Below are 16,207 nucleotides of genomic sequence, written 5' to 3' on the forward strand. Positions count from 1 at the left end.
CATGAATGAACGAGGTTATGGATGGAGCAACCAGCCTGCCCGGGATCATTCTGTTCTGGTTGTGGTGGGTTTTTCTGACGTTTCTTGAAGCTGCGACACGGGTCAAGGATACCGAACATCAACCGCAGCCGACACAAGCCATGGCAGATGCCGCAATCGAGGATGGCACGACCCACACCGGCATCGCCAGAATTCTGCGCTTCGATCCCGCATTCGACCTCGACATGTTTCTGTACGGTGCGCGCCATGCCTACGAGACCATTGTGGAGGCGTTTGCGGCGGGGGACATGGAGAAACTTGAATCTTTGGTTTCGAAAGAGGTTCTGGCAATCTTCGTAAAAGACTGCGCCGCGCGCGCCAGTCGAGGGGAGAGTGTCGACCTCACCCTGATCGGTGTTAAAAGCATCGACATTGCGCAGATGGACGTGGCCGAGACTGCGATGGAAGTGACGCTACGCTTCCACGCGCAAATGATCTGGGTCGAACGCAGCGCCGAAGGTCTGATCGTCAGTGGGAATCCTGCGGAAATCATCGACGTGGTCGAAGCATGGACGTTCGCCCGCCCCATCCCGGTCCCCGGCAATGCATGGGTGCTCGTGGCCACCAGCGGTTGAACGGAGCAGGAAGTGAGGGGCGGGTTCTGTCTGCGTGCTTCAGACGCACCCACGACCCCTTGAAACAATGGGTTGAGTGGCTAGATTCATTGCATGTGTAACCTGTTTCTCTCATTGACGCTCAGGATAACCTCGCAAGCCCATGGGCTTGCCGGGGCGGCTTTGCGTTGATGTAAAGACATCGGCTCTTTTTCCGCTCCGGGTTCCTCGCACAGGTTCTTTGAGGTGATCCGCCGGTTCTTCCCGGTGTTGGAGAGAGACATGTTCATAATTGCCCTGCCCCTGCTCTGCAGGCGATGCGGTGATATTTCGCCGCGCGCAGCCACACGCTGCCTTCATTGCAAAACTCTGTTCAAGGCTACCGTTCGATCATCGCCGTCTTCCTATCAGGGATGCAGCCGATCAATGCGCAGCCACAAAGCGCATCGCTTCGACATGGTGCGGATGTGAATAACCTCCGCTCGACACTGACCCGTGTTCTGCTGCCGGTGCTGTTCACATCGGCGGCAGTTGCGTCATACATGCTGCACCCTCAGGCACTGGCTTGGCTCGAATTCGACGTGTCGGAGAAACCGATCCGTGTCCTGACGGGCGGGGCCGCCTATTTTTCGGCAGCCTGGCTGGGCGGTCGGCTCGTTGGACTTGCACTGGAGCGTGCTGGTCGCAAACGCCGTCAGGTGCCAAAACTTCTGCTTGAACTGGTTTCAGCGGCTCTTTTCATTGCCGCGACCATTGCAACTGTGATGCTGGTGATCGGCCAGAGCTGGAGCGGTGCCATCGCCGGTTCAGGCCTTGTGATCGCCGTCATCGGCTTTGCTTTGCGGAGCACGCTTGCCGATGTCTTTGCGGGGATCGCGGTTGGACTGGAAGCCCCTTACCGGATCGGTGATTGGATCTCCATCAACGATCGGACAAGAGGGCGGGTGATCGAAATCGGCTGGCGGACGACGCGGCTGTTCACACGCAACGACACCTATGTGATTCTTCCCAACAGTCAGATCGCCCAGCAGGCATTGACCAACTACAGTGCGCCCAATCGCAAGTATCGCGCGCAGGTTGAAGTTGTGCTCAGCCATGAGCTTCCCGTTGCGGTGGCGCGTGAGTTGCTGGCCGACGCGGCGGCCCGTTCGCCGATCATTGTCAATGTCCCGAAGCCGGATGTGCGGGTCGCTTCCTACGATATTGACGGCATCCGTTATCATGTGCGGTTCTGGGTGCCCAGTTTTGCCGACGATATCGATTGCCGTGACGCCATTTTCGGCCAAATCGACTCCGCGCTTCGCGACGGCGGATTGCCGCTGCCTGCTACAGGTTTGCGGTTGTTGAGCGAACGGGTAACGGGAGGCGCTCAGAGGCGGGAAATCGGCGATGCCTGACCGTCGGCCTCAATGCACGGAGTCAGAATTTTCTCATAAGAAAATTTTGTAATAATAATATGATTTGTTGCGTCTCTGAGGTCTTGTTTATTTATTTCTTTGGGCTATATTAAAGTCATGGGTAAGAAAATTTACAAAATATTCTGCACCGGCCTCCGGGAGATTCATGTAATCGCCCGGGGCTTTACGTGCGAATCGTAGAAAAAACGCCTTCAGGCTCCGGGTTTTCTTCAAGAAAAAATGTCAATTCTTTTGCGAAATTTCTTGCGGAAGCGGAGCGTAGAGTGTCCATTCGTAATACATTGCTGTTATGTCAAAAATGCCGCGCCGGTATTCCACGGGCTGCAGTGCGTTGCCCCTGGTGTTCTGCCTCAGTGCGCGTTTTCGCGAGCACGAGATATCCTGCTGACCATGAACTCCGACTTCGGAGTACGGGATACACCAGGAACCGTAGATACGCGAATGATGGTCGGAGTGACCTTGAGCCAGGAGGCTGAGATGTCGCAGTCGTCCCACCAAACTGAAGGAGCGCATATCCAAATCGGAACACCTCCCTGGCGCTGAATCCTCGGCGCCAGGGGACGTGGAGGGCGAACTCGGTTCGTCAATGCCTCATTAAATTTGGAGAAGCGCATATGGCCAAGAGAAAAGGCGATCAGAAGCGAAAGCAACCAAAGGGAAAAAAGAAGAAAAACATCCAACAGCCCGATGCGGTCACAGAACAGTTGGCATCCGCCAATCGGAAGCCACCTCGATAGACTGACCTTATGACATGAGGAAGTGAATGGCCGCCCAGGCAGTCAAAATCGCTTCCTTGGTCGGGTAACCCACGCTCCCCGGGCGGACAGACGTTCCCGCGCGGGGAGTTTGTTTGTCGTCCGGTATGACGGAGCGACTATCTTGGATCCCAGGAATAATGGATGGCGTGCGATGATACCCGCTCGTGTTTCCTTCGTGGTCGATTTCGAGATCGATGCAAATTCCAACGGCAGGAGAATGGCGCTGTGGAGGGTTGCTGCTCGAACTGCAGAACTACTGCCTAACAGCAGCAAGGCCGACGTCGCCAGCGCGCTTTATGCACGTGAGAGGCTGGGCACCACCGCGGTCGGCGGCGGCATCGCTTTCCCGCATGCTGTTGTGGAGGGTTTTCCGGAGCCGTTGATTCTGGTTCGGCGATTGAAAAGACCCATCGATTTTGGTGCTCCGGATGGGCGCGGAATCGATATTCTCGCGGCAGTGCTCGGCGACACAACCGATATAAAGTGGCTCCGCTCGGCTTTGATAAGGCTCGAGCGGCTCGCCCGGGATAAGAAACTGCTCACGCAACTGCGCAGTGCCGATAACTCAAATGAGGTCAGGGCGATATTACTGGAAAGCGGCCTTGAGGTTCGTATCGCTCGAGACATGATGACAATGGGTGGGGCGATGCGTTGCAAAATGCACGCTTTGGGTTGAGCTGGATCGATGTCTTTGAGCGCAGGCGCGACAGTTGCGCACTGGGGCTCGGGACGGTTGCCGCAAAAAACGCCATCTTTCCTATTGCACCGGAAGTGTCGCGACCGGTGTACAGGATTCAACCCGGTTCCGTACGCGGATCGAGCCCCAGGGCAGCTGAGGAAGTATCGGGAAGAGGAACGAATTTCTCCCGCTCTTCTTCTGCAGGCAGACGCCCGTCGGCTTTCATGCTGAGCAAGAGGAACAGGGCGTATATCACGGCTATCGTGGACTCGAATAAAAAGAACGATGCCGGTCCGTAAAGCGACATGAGCGCGGCAGCGAGAAGCGGGCCGATCGTTGCGCCGATGGAGTAGACCATCAAAAGGCGCCCGGATGCCGCGACATAATATTTGCGTTCCAATCGATCGAAGACCTGAGCGACGCAAAGCGGATAAACGCTGCTGATCGCACCTCCGAATGCCAAAGCCATGACGATCAGAACGGCGCGCGGAAGTTCGACGGCAAGCGCGCCCGACAGTAGCCCCCATGACGCGCCGACTGCAATCAATATGCAGGACATGACGATGCGCCGGTCAAACTTGTCCGCCAGCATGCCCACGGGAACCTGAAGTCCCAGCCCTCCCAGCACGACGGTGCTCACGAACAGAGCCGCTTCAGAAGCGCTCAAGCCAATCTGGCGAGCGAAGACCACGCTCAGCGCATAGAAGGAACCGACGAGGATGCCTGCGACGCCGGCTCCCGCCAGACCGATCCGTGATACCTCATACAGTCTTCGTACGCCGAGCACGCGCAACTCACCCAAATTCGGCTCTCCAAGGCGTGTCATGGCGATGGGAACAAGGGCCAGCCCGGTCAGTGCCGAGGCCAGCATCAGATGGCCGCTGGAGTCGTCCGGGGCTAAGCTGATCAGTGTCTGACCCGTTGCGACGGCCAAGTAGAATACCAACATGTAGAAGCCGAGGACGCGCCCCCTGGTCTCATTGTTGCTGCGCTCATTGAGCCAGCTCTCAATTGCAGTGGTCATGCCCGCGATGCAAAAACCGTTGATCACCCGCAGAATGATCCAGACGATAGGCGTCGGGAAGAAACCGTAGGCAAGGCAGATTGCGGCGGTCAATGCGGCGAATGCCGAGAAGGCTCGGATATGTCCGATTCGCATGATGACCCGTTTCGCGCGATAGCCGCCGAGCACCAGGCCCAGATAATAAGACGCCATCACGACGCCTGTCAGAGCCACCGGGTAGTCTGCAGCCTCCATCCGTAGTGGGTAAAACCACGCCAAGCAAGCTGTTACCAGCCATGACGAGGATGGTGCCTCCCAGGAGGGACTTCACGGGAGCCAGCGATTCTACGAGGTTCCGAGGCATCGTTTGAAAATGCTCTCCTCCTGTGCCCGCATGATTGACGGACAGGTTGTCGCCCACCACCAGTATCAGAAACGAGCTTGTTCAGGCAGTTGGCGGAAGAAGAGCCTCGCCCGAAACCGCTTTTCAAATATTTTCCTCAATGAACGCAAATCAGCTTTGGCGATGGTCGAACCGCATCCAGCCAGCGTGGTTTGAGTCGCTTGGCTCGGCGTCGCGAATCCATGCAGATTGGGGGAACTGGCAAGAGCCTTGCGCAGGCACACCAAGCGGGTTTGCTTCGCATTCATACTTGCCAGCCCCTTGTGCAGAGCAATGGTGAGAAAAATTCTACTGTCGCGCTGTGAGCGACTGTATCATCATATCTAGGCAGCAGGTTTTACCACCCGCAGCCTAATACCGGTCGAACTCTCCCGCATCACCCCTTCAGCGTAGTGATTCAGATGCGGCGGTGCAGCCCGCCCCCCGTCATCCTCCCAGCGCGCCAGGCATTCAGAGCTGGGCTCACCTGCATAGCCAATGCTGGCTGCAGGTTCGAACGTCTTCGGAAACAGTTTGCCGAAGTGTTCACTACGCATCATCATGTCATCGATCCTTCCATATTTGTCGTGGCGGCGGTTTGCTGATCTCTCCACGAATTGTACTCGCGCTTTTCGCCAGATCACGAAGCCAGAGGATTGCCCGACGCGCTCTGGCGCTCGACCTCTGGTGAGACCGGCCACATTCGCAATTCGCGATCGTCGAAGCCGTTGACGACGCGCGGAATGTCGTTTCGCGAAATCCCAATATCATCGAGCAAATTGTCGTCCATGGCCCGCAGAGCCGCGATCATCCTGCGGCGTTGCCAGTTTCGAACGACATTTCGAGCCAATCTGCGCAACCTGCCAGGTATTCTGTCTCTATTTGACTGGCCGAACTTGTGGGTCTCGGGAGACAAGGAAATGTCGGGATTGATAATTTCAGTGTGCATGACGCGTTCTCCAGATTGAGGAGGTTGAACCGGCACGTTTGCGTCCTACTTTCGAGCCGTCCGCATATGAGCGGAAGCGGGCCCTTCGGCGCATTCGTGACTCAGAGTATCGGTGTGGAGATCAGGAGTACCCCGCAGCGCAGACAGGCAAACGCCTTGTCCCGCCCGGGGTCACCGGCGGTTCAGATTGTTTCCTGCAGTGAGCAGGAACCTCATATGGAGACTGAACTTGGTCATGCTCCGTATTTGGGTTTGTCGGCGCACCTAATCAAGTGCGCAAGGTGCGCTGCGACCTTCTGGCGCGAGCTATGGTAGCTTGAGTCAATCGTGAACAGTTCGAGCAGGTTCAAACGCGTAATCGCGGACGCAGCCTTGACTTCCCGCACTGTCACAGACGGCTGCGCCACATGCTTTCTGGGTGTCTGAGATGAAGCGCTGATGGATTGGACTTGTCACAAGGACAAATCGGGATGTATCCGGATCAGATGCTCGGAGGCAATGGAAAGCGGACGTGTCCCGACATTAATGCCTTTTATCTCGAACCGTGGAAACCGCGATCCTGGCTGGAATGTGCGCTGAAATGAAGAACTCTCCAAAGTGCTCGCCGAATAGGTAACGACCCATCACGAGAGCGCGAGCGACCATCGCGGAGGCCACTGCCACTCGAACTCGGCTTACTGACGTGCCGCTTCGGGATATGTCGCGGTCGCTTGAGGAGTATGATGCCGCTCTGGCGTGTTCCAACACACGAGATGTAGTGTTATGGATATCGAGTCTTTGGACCGCTACCGTCAATCCCCACACCTGCCGGAAATACGCTACAGGCTCCGATTGTTCTCTCGGACATTGGCGGCCTAGCCATACTGACAGCACTGGAGCTTCCAGACCGTCCCGTCATAGCGAAAAAGCGGTCGATCAACTCTAGCCGCCGATGGAGTCCTCGGTCTTATCTGAAACTGCCAATCGCTTGGCGTCCGCCAAACGAAAAGCATGTCAGGTTTTGACACCCCAACGTGCCAGCCTCCATCTGAAGGACCGGTGGTTCACGGCTGAGCTCGATGAATTTTACCCATTACAATCTGGGGCACGTCGAACGGGGCAGTGTCGTCGTGGTGACGCTCAGCGGCAGCGCGGCCAACGTTCGCCTCATGGATGGCTCAAATTTCAGCAACTACAAGGCGGGCCGCCGCCATCGTTACGTCGGAGGACTTGCCAAACGTTCCCCCGTGCGCCTGCCGGTGCCGCATTTCGGCACCTGGCATGTTGCCGTCGACATGCAGGGGTTGTGTGGTTCGGTGCGGTCTGGTGTTCAGGTGATCCGAGGTGATGCGCTCAAGCCTCTTCCTGCAATCAACGAGGCACCGCTGCGTAGCGTCCCCACACTCGTTCGCAATGCCGAGGACGAACTCGCTCCCACGACCGAGGCCCCCGATGGCCGGGTTTTCGATGTTTTCATCTCCCACGCATCGGAGGACAAGGATGAAGTCGTGCGACCGCTGGCGAATGCACTGCGCGAAGCAGGATTGTCGGTCTGGTACGACGAATTCGAATTGCGGATCGGCGACAGCCTTCGCCGCAAGATCGACCGCGGTCTGGGAAGCAGCCGCTTTGGCGTGGTCGTGCTGTCGCAGGCGTTCTTTGGCAAGGGCTGGCCCGAATACGAGCTCGATGGACTGGTAACCCGCGCCGTGTCGGGCGAACAGGTCCTGCTGCCGATCTGGCACAACGTCTCCAAACGCGAGGTGATTGGCTACTCGGCTTCGCTCGCGGATCGACTGGCGCGCAGTACCGCCACTCACACCGTCGAAGAGATTGCCGCGGAAATTGCCGACGTCGTGCGCCTGCCGAATGCAGCGTGACCCCGGACGCCCCAGGAGAGACCCAAATGAGAAAGCAGATTGAAGATGAATGGACAGGTTGGGACGGCGACACCATCGTCCGGCTGACCGACGGTTCGGTATGGCGCCAGGAGGAATATCACTATGAGTATCACTACGGGTACCGCCCCTCCGTGACCCTGTCCGGCAATGTCATGCATGTCGAGGGCATGAGCCGCGGCATTCGCGTCCGCCGGATCGACTAGGAGAACAGGGGAATGCAGACACGCATTGCAGGAGCCTGGACGGGCTGGAGCGGCGATACCATTGTCAAGCTCGCCAACGGAACGGTCTGGCGTCAGGATCAGTATTATTATCGCTATCAGTACAAGTACCGGCCATCCGAGACGCCAAGTTCCTTCGCCACCTCTTGCGTCGGCTTTCCCCAAACCAGCGCGAACAGTTCCTCGCGCGAGCTCTTGTGACGGCATTTTGGCTCCTTTCTGGTCAGTGGCCGGCGGGCATGCTTCGCTTACTTATCGACACTTATATCTAGCTGTGAACGATTTTCGACATTGGTGATTGTTTTTCAATCGTTCGGACTGTAAGGCTCTTTCGATCGACGGGCGATGTATGATCGCTTTTCGACAGCCATGAGGGAAAGCCGACATGAAGCTGGATATCGGGAATCCTGCCCATTTTCAGAACGAACCCGTTCCAGAGGGCGCCCGGCTCGCAGGGTGGGCGGCCCTCGTTCACGCGCTCGACGTGAAAGCACCGGTGCGAAGCCCTTCCTGCATCTCCGAACGGCACGTGCGCGGCAATCGTCGGGGGGAGGGCATCTGGGAGATCTATGACAAGCGGTATCAGCCGGACGATACCCTTGATGGGCATCTCGGCTTTGCCCTACGCCATGAGCCGATCGATTTTCTGGTTCTCAAACGCATCCTCGATGCACTGCCAGAACAGGACCTCATAGACTTCATCCAGCGGACACCGACCGGCGCGGTCACACGCCGCGTATGGTTTTTTTACGAAACCCTGACGGGCAAGCGCCTCGATATCGACGACGCCCCCACAGTTACCGCCGTCGACGCACTTGATCCGGAAACATATTTCACCGGTCCAGCGTCACTGTCCCTGCGCCATCGTGTGCGCAACAATCTGCTTGGCACGGGCGCGTTCTGTCCGATCATCAGGCGCACCGAAAAGCTGGAAGCATTTCTGGCCCTCCACCTTTCCAGGAAGGCCCAGGAGACGATAGGGCGGACAGGTGCTCATGTCGTCTCCCGGGCCGCGAGCTTGCTCCTGCTGGCCGACAGCCGCGCGAGCTTCGAGATCGAAGGGGAGCGCGCACCTGCCAATCGGCTCGAGCGCTGGGGACGCGCGGTTCTGGAGGCCGGCAAGCGTCCACTCAATCAGACCGAAATCTATCGCCTGCACCGCATCCTGATCGGCGACGACCGGTTCACCGAGATTGGATATCGCAGCGAGGGCGTGTTTCTGGGCGAGCGGGACCACAACCATGATCCGTTGCCCGAATTCATCGGAGCTCGCCCTCAGGATGTTCCCGACATCATGACCAGCCTCAATGAATGCAACAACAGACTGCGGATCTCAGACGTCGATCCGGTCCTGCAGGCCGCGGCAATCGCGTTCGGGTTTGTATACGTGCATCCGCTGGCCGACGGCAACGGGCGCCTGCACCGCTGTCTCATCCACCACGTGCTCGCCGAGCGCAAATACACCCCGCCCGGCATGGTGTTTCCTGTTTCTGCGGTCATGCTGGATCGTATCGACGACTACACCTCGACCCTGAAGCGGCACTCTGGCCCCTTAATGGAGTTCATCGACTGGCGCGCGCTGCCCAATCACAATGTCGAGGTCACCAACGAAACGGCGGACCTCTATCGCTATTTCGAGTGTACCGAGGAGGCCGAGTTCCTCTATAGCTGCGTGCAGCGGACAGTCGAAATCGATCTGCCGCGCGAGATCGACTACCTCAAGTGCCGCGATCAGGCGCTGACCGCCATCATGAATCTGGTCGAAATGCCGGACCGTATGGCGCAGGACCTCATCATGCACATCCGCCAGAACGGCGGCTCCCTCAGCAAACGCCGCCGCACCGGCGAATTTGAGAAGCTGCGCGACGACGAAGTTCAGCAGATTGAGGCAATTGTCGCGGATGCCTTCCAAGATTTTGACAACAGCTACAGCACAGAACCCTAAGCTTCAGCCATCGTATTGTTCGGGATCGCACTTCGGTTCGAGCCGACAGAGATCGGCCACGACGTGGCGTGGCGGACGGGTGCCTCGGCGAAAGATGCAGGCAGGCGTCAGCGCGGAGTTCGAATCCCTCTCGGGGCCTCAAGTCGGAATGAACCTGAGCACCACATCGAAGGCCGGCCGCCGTGTGTCTCGCCCCAATCCGAAAGAAGAGTGGCAGTCAGCCGACGTGCCCGAACTCGCTATTGTCAGCCGCGAACTGTTCGAGCAGGCGCACGCGCGCAAACGCGAGCGCAGCCTTGACTATCCACACCATCATCGCCGACCGCGTCATATGCTTTCGGGGCTGCTTCGGTGCGGTGCGTGCGGATCAGGCATGTCGACCAACGGCAAGGATAAATCAGGCCGTATCCGGATCAGGTGCTCGGCCGCGACGGAAAGCGGGTCATGTCCCGACCCGAAAACCTTCTATCTCGAGACCGTGGAGACCGCCGTTCTGTCTGGCCTGCATGCCGAGATGAAGAGCCCCAGGGTACTCGCCGAATACGTGAAGACCTATCACGAGGAACGCAAGCGACTGTCCGCAGAGGCCGATGCTAATCGAATTCGGCTTGAGCGCCGCGCCGAGCAACTCAAGCGCGAGATCGACCGTTTGGTCGATCATCTCGCCAAAGGTATTGGCGATCCGTATGTGATCGGTCCCCGCTCGACTGAACTCTACCATGAGCGCGAGGCGGTTCTTGCAGAGTTGGAGAAAGCTCCACCTGCCTTCGAGGTCGTTTCGCTGCATCCCGCCATCCTGAAGCGCTATGAGGAGCAGCTCGAAGTCCTTCAACACGCACTGGCGGAAGGCATCCGGTCAGGCGACCGGGAATGTGCGGAAGCAATACGGGAACTGGTCGAAACGGTGACCGTCTACCGCGATCCTTCAGAACCCGGAGCGGTCGAGATCGAGATTGCAGGACGGCTCAACTCGATCCTTGGCGAACGTGCCTACCCCAATGGCGTCAAACGGGTGTGGGGATTGATGGTAGCGGAGGAGGGATTCGAACCCCCGACACAAGGATTATGATTCCTCTGCTCTAACCGACTGAGCTACTCCGCCGCCTGGAGGCCGGGGAACCTGTTTCAAACCGGTCCGGTGCCTCACGAAGACGCGCGGATATAAGGGGGCGGTGTCTGTCGTGTCAAGCGGGGTTCACCGTTTCTTGGGGGAATTTGTCGAGGCTAACGATTTCCCTGAAGAAATTGGCGGGATTTCACGGGCAGGGTTGAGTCGTGAGGGCCGCGTCTGTATGTGTTTTCTGCGCCAAAATCTTGGGCGAAGGATTTTATGAAACCGCGTATTGCCGTACTCGGATGTGGCTACTGGGGCTCGAACCACATTCGCACGCTTAAGTCTCTGGGAGTGCTGGCTGCCGTGTCCGATGCCAATGAGGCGCGGGCTGAAGGCTTTGCCAGCGAACATGAATGCGTGGCGATCTCACCCGACGCGCTCTTCGAGCATGCCGAGATCGACGCGATCGTGCTGGCGCTGCCGCCGCAGTTTCATGCCGAATATGCCATTCGGGCCATGCGTTCGGGCAAGGATGTCCTGGTTGAAAAACCCATAGCGCTGACTGTCGAGGATGCCGAGCGCTCGGTCTCCGTGGCGCATGAAACAGGGCGCATTATCATGGTCGGCCATGTGCTGCGCTTCCATCCGGCTTTCGAAAAACTGAAATCGCTGATCGACCAGGGCGATCTTGGTGACATCCGCTATATTCATTCGCACCGGCTGGGGCTTGGCAAGTTTCACACCGAGAACGACGCTCTGTGGGATCTTGCCCCACACGATCTCTCGATGATCCTGGCGTTGACGGGAGCAGCTCCCGAAGAAGTGCGCGGCGAGGGAGCGGCGCTGCTCGACCATCTGAGCGATTTCGCGCATTTGCACATGCGTTTCCCCGGCGGCCTGCGCAGCCACCTCTTCACCTCTCGGCTTAACCCCTATCGTGAGCGTCGCCTGACGGTTGTCGGCGACAAGGCGATGGCGGTTTTTGACGACGTGGAGCCATGGGGGCGCAAGCTCGCCGTCTATCGTCATGCGGTCTGGCAGGATAGCGGCCACTGGGCGTTCACCACCAACGAGCCGACCTATGTGGATGTGGAAGAGGGAATGCCGCTGACGCGTGAGCTGCAGCATTTTCTCGACTGCATCGAAACAAGAAGCGAGCCGCGCACGACAGGCGAAGAAGCCATAGAGGTTCTGCGAATTCTGACGGCCGGTTCTGTAACACATGGCTGAGGCGTCACATCAGCGAGCGTAAACTGCCGGCCTATTGCCCATTTTGCGTGCACGCATGCTCTTTGCAGGCCGGGCGCTGCTGGCGCGGGCGATCTTATCGACCTTATGCGCTGTGGGCGGCTGCTGCCAGACGCGTGAGCTGAGCTTCGGCTTCCCGCCCTCTTTCCGAACGCTCGATGAAGCCACCGCCAAAGACGCGGGCCTCATTGCCGTCATCGGAGTAAAGCACGCAGGCCTGCCCGGGAGCGACGCCTGCCTCGCCCTCGGTCAGTTCAACCCAGGTCTTGCCGTCTGCGTGATGCAGCACGGCAGGGCGTGGTGGGCGGGTCGAGCGAACCTTGGCAAAGACCTCCATCCCATCTGCGGGCAATTCGTCAAGCGGCCCATCGCCCAGCCAGTTCACCTGGCGCAGGAACACCTTGTGCGTTTCCAGCGCCTCTCGCGGGCCGACGATGACACGCGCATTCTCGGCATCCAGATGCACCACGTAGAGCGGTTCTCCCGTGGCAACGCCGATACCGCGCCGCTGGCCGATCGTGTAATGCATGACGCCGTCGTGGCCGCCGAGCTTGCGCCCGTCCAGATGCACGATCTCACCCGGCGTTGCGGCTTCCGGCTTCAGCTTGCTGATGATGTCGGAATACTTGCCGCGCGGTACGAAGCAGATGTCCTGGCTGTCCTGCTTGGTGGCAACGCTCAGGCCCATCTCCTCCGCAATGGCGCGCACCTCCGGTTTGGACAGACCGCCCAGCGGGAAACGCAGATAGTCGATTTGCTCCTGCGTGGTGGCGAAGAGGAAATAGCTTTGATCGCGATCTGCATCCACCGGCCGTGTAAGGGCCCGGTGGGCGCCATTGGCGCGGCTGCGGATATAGTGGCCGGTGGCGAGTGCATCGGCGCCGAGATCACGTGCCGTCTCCAGAAGATCGGCGAATTTCACGGTCTGATTGCATGAAACGCAGGGGATCGGCGTTTCGCCGGCGACGTAGCTTTGAGCGAAGGGGTCGATCACGGCTTCGCGAAAGCGCTGCTCGTAATTCAGCACATAGTGGGGGATGCCCAGCGTCTCTGCGACACGGCGTGCGTCATCGATGTCCTGACCGGCACAACAGGAGCCCGGACGGTGTGTCGCCTCGCCATGATCATAAAGCTGCAGCGTGACCCCGACGACGTCATAGCCCTGTTTGGCGAGGATGCCGGCGACGACGGAGGAGTCCACGCCGCCCGACATGGCCACAACGATTCGGCAGTCCTGCGGGCGTCCGGGCAGGTCGAGGCTGTTCATTTGCTTGATCTTCTTTGTGTTTGATCGTGGCCGATTACATGCCAATGCGGCGAATATAGGTCAAGGATCTGCGTGCTTCCAGCCCGAAGGTTAACGAGAGCCATCAGGAGCCAAGCCTTGGTTTCCCGGAGGTTTGCCGTGCGGGTCGACGCAATTTGAAACAAATCGGCGACAAATTCCTAACGCGGGATTCATGTCCGTTACCGTATGCTTACCATGTGTTTAGGCAAATTTTAAAGCCGGCGCAGTAGCTTGTGTATCGGGTCTTGAGTTCAGGTAGAGAGTACTATGACCGAAATGGTTCGACCGCGCGTAAAATATGTGATCGGCCCGGATGGCAGCCCGCTGACAATTGCGGATCTGCCGCCGAGCAATACGCGCAGGTGGGTAATCCGTCGCAAGGCGGAAGTGGTGGCCGCAGTGCGCGGTGGGCTTTTGAGCCTCGAGGAAGCCTGTCAGCGATATCGTCTGACGGTGGAGGAGTTCCTCTCGTGGCAGGCTTCTATCGATGATCATGGCCTGGCGGGGCTGCGGACAACACGTATCCAGCAATATCGACATTGATCAGGTTTCGGCGCATTTCCACGAAAACTGGAAATTGCGTCGACTGCCGTTCAAACCCGAAAGGGGCCGGTGTTCTGCGCCGGCCCCTTTCTTTACGGGCTCAGTGCCAGCTCGGTCCTATACGGTTACCCGGATCGGGGGTATCTTTTGAGAAATGCTTGAAAACATGGCTCTTTTCCTCGGTCACAGGAACAACGCAAAACGGCAGGGAAATCCCCGCCGTTGAAACCGGTTCAGCGCTCAAATGTGGTCGTGGGGGCGGTAATCAGCCAGTCATCGCGCGGGATGCTGCTGCGTCCTGACGGCCGCGCCCGTCACGGTTCTCCAAAGCTTCGGCCTTGGCAAGTTCTGCTTCCGCTTCGGACAGTTCCGCCTCGGCGGACTTACGCTGTTCGACAAGCTCTGCTTGCGAGGTGCGCAGGTTGTCGCGGCGCAGGCGCGCGGCCTTGGCAAAGGTTGGGTAGGCGAAATGGTTGAGATCGGTGATACCGGCCTTCGTTTCTTCCGAAATGATCTGCGCATCCAGCTCCGCAGCCATGCGGTCGAATTCGGCGATCATTGAATCCAGCTGTGCCATGCGGCGGCGCTTCTCATTAACCTGAAACTGCTTCAGTCGAACGAGGTTTTCACGCGGCTTCATACTCGATACTCCCACAATACGCACACACCAGCGCCCCTCGGCGGCTGTCCGTCCCGTTTACGCCGGGTCAGTCCTCGCAGGGTAAGCGCACTTAGGAAACAAATTCCTAAGATTTGGCCCCTTCGGTAACCATTCGTTTACGGGCATTGTTAATCATAAGGACGATGGCTTAAGGCACGGTAAAGATTGTGCGTGAGAAAGCCGTAATTTGATTGCGGGGAGAGTCGGTTAGCATGAATTGCTAATGTGATTCGATCTATTCATAGGCGGATATTTCACCATTGGAATCAAAGCGGTGCTTTCAAAAGCTGAAAAGGGAATCTGGTGCTTGCCAGACCGAATTAGATTTTGTTAACCATTAACTGGCAGCCTCCGATTCAGGCAATCATTGCTTCGGTGCCGGGTGCCTGCCAGGCCGGGTCGGCGGCGAGAAGGGGATAAAGATGCGCGTTTTGCTGATTGAAGACGACAGTGCCACGGCACAGAGCATCGAACTGATGCTCAAGTCCGAGAGCTTCAATGTTTATACGACGGACCTCGGAGAAGAGGGCGTCGATCTGGGTAAGCTCTACGATTACGATATCATACTGCTTGATCTCAACCTGCCGGATATGTCGGGTTACGAGGTCCTGCGGACACTGCGCCTTTCGAAAGTGAAGACGCCGATCCTTATCCTCTCCGGCATGGCCGGCATCGAGGACAAGGTGCGGGGCCTCGGCTTCGGTGCGGATGACTATATGACCAAGCCCTTCCACAAGGACGAGCTGGTGGCGCGTATTCACGCCATCGTGCGTCGCTCCAAGGGGCATGCACAGTCGGTTATCACCACCGGTGATCTGATTGTGAACCTGGATGCCAAGACGGTTGAGGTCGCTGGACAGCGCGTCCACCTGACGGGCAAGGAATACCAGATGTTGGAGCTGCTTTCGCTCCGCAAGGGAACGACGCTCACCAAAGAGATGTTCCTGAACCATCTTTATGGCGGCATGGACGAGCCGGAATTGAAGATCATCGACGTCTTCATCTGTAAGCTTCGCAAAAAGCTTGATGCAGCATCCGGCGGTCAGAACTTCATCGAGACGGTGTGGGGGCGCGGTTACGTATTGCGCGAGCCCGAGGAAATTCGCGAAAGCGCCTGACACCTTCTCGAATCCCCTTCAAAAACGCGCAAACCCGGCCGCGAGGCCGGGTTTTTTGCTTTGCCTGGATCTATTTCTATTGTGGCCGGGTGCTATGCGGCGGTCTGAAACTCTCGGAACTGCTCGAGCAATTGCGCGCGCGTAAAAGGCTTCAACATGTAGCCTTGGGCACCAGCCCGCTTCGCGCGCATGATCGCGCCGAGGTCGAGCTCAGCCAGACACAAGAGAATATAAGGCTTGAACTCTGCCGGCAAAGCCATCAACCGGCGAACGAGATCGCTTGAATCCATATCCGGCAGAGAGCTGTCGATGATGATGATGTCGGCCATATCATGGGCAGACAGATCGAGGGCCTCCTGCCCACTGGCCGCCTCAGTGACCATCATTTCCGCGCTGGCGAGTATCCGTTTGGCGACCTTCCGGATGACGCTGGAATCGTCGACGATCAGGCAGCGAGCCATTTTCCA

General features: G+C 58.0%; 18 protein-coding genes, 1 tRNA gene and 1 pseudogene. 11 read left to right on the plus strand and 9 right to left on the minus strand.

Annotated elements, in window-relative coordinates:
• The first annotated feature begins 5 nt into the window (after window positions 1-5).
• The 3 genes from H7H48_RS08435 to H7H48_RS08445 all read left to right on the plus strand — a co-directional run bounded on the left by H7H48_RS08435 (window position 6) and on the right by H7H48_RS08445 (window position 3,445).
• Window positions 6-614 (plus strand): Tim44/TimA family putative adaptor protein, encoded by a 609-nt coding sequence (locus H7H48_RS08435; protein ID WP_229448594.1) that lies wholly within the window; start codon window positions 6-8, stop codon window positions 612-614.
• 446 nt (window positions 615-1,060) lie between these two features.
• On the plus strand, window positions 1,061-1,990 hold the full coding sequence (locus tag H7H48_RS08440; RefSeq protein WP_229448595.1) for a mechanosensitive ion channel family protein: 930 nt from the start codon (window positions 1,061-1,063) through the stop codon (window positions 1,988-1,990).
• Between the two features lie 930 nt (window positions 1,991-2,920).
• Window positions 2,921-3,445, plus strand: a complete 525-nt coding sequence (locus tag H7H48_RS08445) for a PTS sugar transporter subunit IIA (protein ID WP_229448596.1) — start codon at window positions 2,921-2,923, stop codon at window positions 3,443-3,445.
• Window positions 3,446-3,563: 118 nt separating this feature from the next.
• On the opposite strand, the gene H7H48_RS08450 is transcribed toward H7H48_RS08445, so the two are convergent.
• The 4 genes from H7H48_RS08450 to H7H48_RS08465 all read right to left on the minus strand — a co-directional run bounded on the left by H7H48_RS08450 (window position 3,564) and on the right by H7H48_RS08465 (window position 5,782).
• Entirely contained in the window at window positions 3,564-4,745 is a 1,182-nt protein-coding gene (locus H7H48_RS08450; RefSeq protein WP_370633357.1) for an MFS transporter, read from the minus strand.
• 135 nt (window positions 4,746-4,880) lie between these two features.
• A complete protein-coding gene (locus tag H7H48_RS08455; protein WP_229448598.1) occupies window positions 4,881-5,102 on the minus strand; it encodes a hypothetical protein in 222 nt (73 codons plus the stop codon).
• Between the two features lie 75 nt (window positions 5,103-5,177).
• Window positions 5,178-5,396, minus strand: a complete 219-nt coding sequence (locus tag H7H48_RS08460) for a hypothetical protein (protein WP_229448599.1) — start codon at window positions 5,394-5,396, stop codon at window positions 5,178-5,180.
• Between the two features lie 77 nt (window positions 5,397-5,473).
• Entirely contained in the window at window positions 5,474-5,782 is a 309-nt protein-coding gene (locus tag H7H48_RS08465) for a DUF1127 domain-containing protein (protein ID WP_229448600.1), read from the minus strand.
• Window positions 5,783-6,840: 1,058 nt separating this feature from the next.
• Between H7H48_RS08465 and H7H48_RS08470 the strand changes: the two genes are divergently transcribed.
• The 5 genes and pseudogenes from H7H48_RS08470 to H7H48_RS08490 form a co-directional block, all read left to right on the plus strand.
• Complete coding sequence (locus tag H7H48_RS08470; RefSeq protein WP_229448601.1) at window positions 6,841-7,641, plus strand: DUF1883 domain-containing protein; 801 nt, start codon at window positions 6,841-6,843, stop codon at window positions 7,639-7,641.
• 26 nt (window positions 7,642-7,667) lie between these two features.
• A complete protein-coding gene (locus tag H7H48_RS08475; protein WP_229448603.1) occupies window positions 7,668-7,865 on the plus strand; it encodes a hypothetical protein in 198 nt (65 codons plus the stop codon).
• A gap of 12 nt (window positions 7,866-7,877) precedes the next feature.
• Entirely contained in the window at window positions 7,878-8,084 is a 207-nt protein-coding gene (locus H7H48_RS08480) for a hypothetical protein (RefSeq protein ID WP_229448604.1), read from the plus strand.
• A gap of 184 nt (window positions 8,085-8,268) precedes the next feature.
• Entirely contained in the window at window positions 8,269-9,828 is a 1,560-nt protein-coding gene (locus H7H48_RS08485; RefSeq protein WP_229448605.1) for a Fic family protein, read from the plus strand.
• A gap of 373 nt (window positions 9,829-10,201) precedes the next feature.
• Window positions 10,202-10,270, plus strand: a pseudogene (locus H7H48_RS08490) (hypothetical protein); the annotation flags it as partial.
• On the opposite strand, the gene H7H48_RS08495 reads toward H7H48_RS08490, so the two are convergent.
• Together H7H48_RS08495 and H7H48_RS08500 are read right to left on the minus strand one after the other, a co-directional pair.
• Complete coding sequence (locus H7H48_RS08495; RefSeq protein ID WP_229448606.1) at window positions 10,271-10,660, minus strand: hypothetical protein; 390 nt, start codon at window positions 10,658-10,660, stop codon at window positions 10,271-10,273.
• Window positions 10,661-10,853: 193 nt separating this feature from the next.
• Window positions 10,854-10,930 (minus strand) — tRNA-Met (locus H7H48_RS08500).
• A 228-nt stretch (window positions 10,931-11,158) separates the two neighbouring features.
• On the opposite strand from H7H48_RS08500, the gene H7H48_RS08505 reads away from it, so the two are divergent.
• Window positions 11,159-12,112 carry a Gfo/Idh/MocA family protein gene (locus H7H48_RS08505; RefSeq protein ID WP_229448607.1) on the plus strand — a complete coding sequence of 318 codons (954 nt, stop codon included), beginning with the start codon at window positions 11,159-11,161 and terminating at the stop codon, window positions 12,110-12,112.
• A 103-nt stretch (window positions 12,113-12,215) separates the two neighbouring features.
• Here H7H48_RS08505 and mnmA read toward each other — a convergent pair whose 3' ends face one another.
• The gene (mnmA, locus tag H7H48_RS08510; protein WP_229448608.1) at window positions 12,216-13,397 is read right to left on the minus strand and encodes a tRNA 2-thiouridine(34) synthase MnmA; all 1,182 of its coding nucleotides are present in this window, start codon (window positions 13,395-13,397) and stop codon (window positions 12,216-12,218) included.
• A gap of 288 nt (window positions 13,398-13,685) precedes the next feature.
• Here mnmA and H7H48_RS08515 point away from each other — a divergent pair, with 288 nt between their 5' ends.
• Window positions 13,686-13,961 carry a DUF1153 domain-containing protein gene (locus H7H48_RS08515; RefSeq protein WP_007009631.1) on the plus strand — a complete coding sequence of 92 codons (276 nt, stop codon included), beginning with the start codon at window positions 13,686-13,688 and terminating at the stop codon, window positions 13,959-13,961.
• Window positions 13,962-14,226: 265 nt separating this feature from the next.
• On the opposite strand, the gene H7H48_RS08520 is transcribed toward H7H48_RS08515, so the two are convergent.
• Window positions 14,227-14,601 carry a flagellar export protein FliJ gene (locus H7H48_RS08520; protein WP_229448609.1) on the minus strand — a complete coding sequence of 125 codons (375 nt, stop codon included), beginning with the start codon at window positions 14,599-14,601 and terminating at the stop codon, window positions 14,227-14,229.
• A gap of 443 nt (window positions 14,602-15,044) precedes the next feature.
• Between H7H48_RS08520 and ctrA the strand changes: the two genes are divergently transcribed.
• A complete protein-coding gene (ctrA, locus tag H7H48_RS08525) occupies window positions 15,045-15,740 on the plus strand; it encodes a response regulator transcription factor CtrA (protein ID WP_223021304.1) in 696 nt (231 codons plus the stop codon).
• A gap of 92 nt (window positions 15,741-15,832) precedes the next feature.
• Here ctrA and H7H48_RS08530 read toward each other — a convergent pair whose 3' ends face one another.
• Window positions 15,833-16,201, minus strand: coding sequence for a PleD family two-component system response regulator (locus H7H48_RS08530; RefSeq protein WP_229448610.1), 369 nt, complete (start codon window positions 16,199-16,201; stop codon window positions 15,833-15,835).
• Window positions 16,202-16,207 lie beyond the last annotated feature (6 nt).

The sequence above is a fragment of the Nitratireductor sp. B36 genome (assembly GCF_020833685.1).
GTDB lineage: Bacteria > Pseudomonadota > Alphaproteobacteria > Rhizobiales > Rhizobiaceae > Nitratireductor.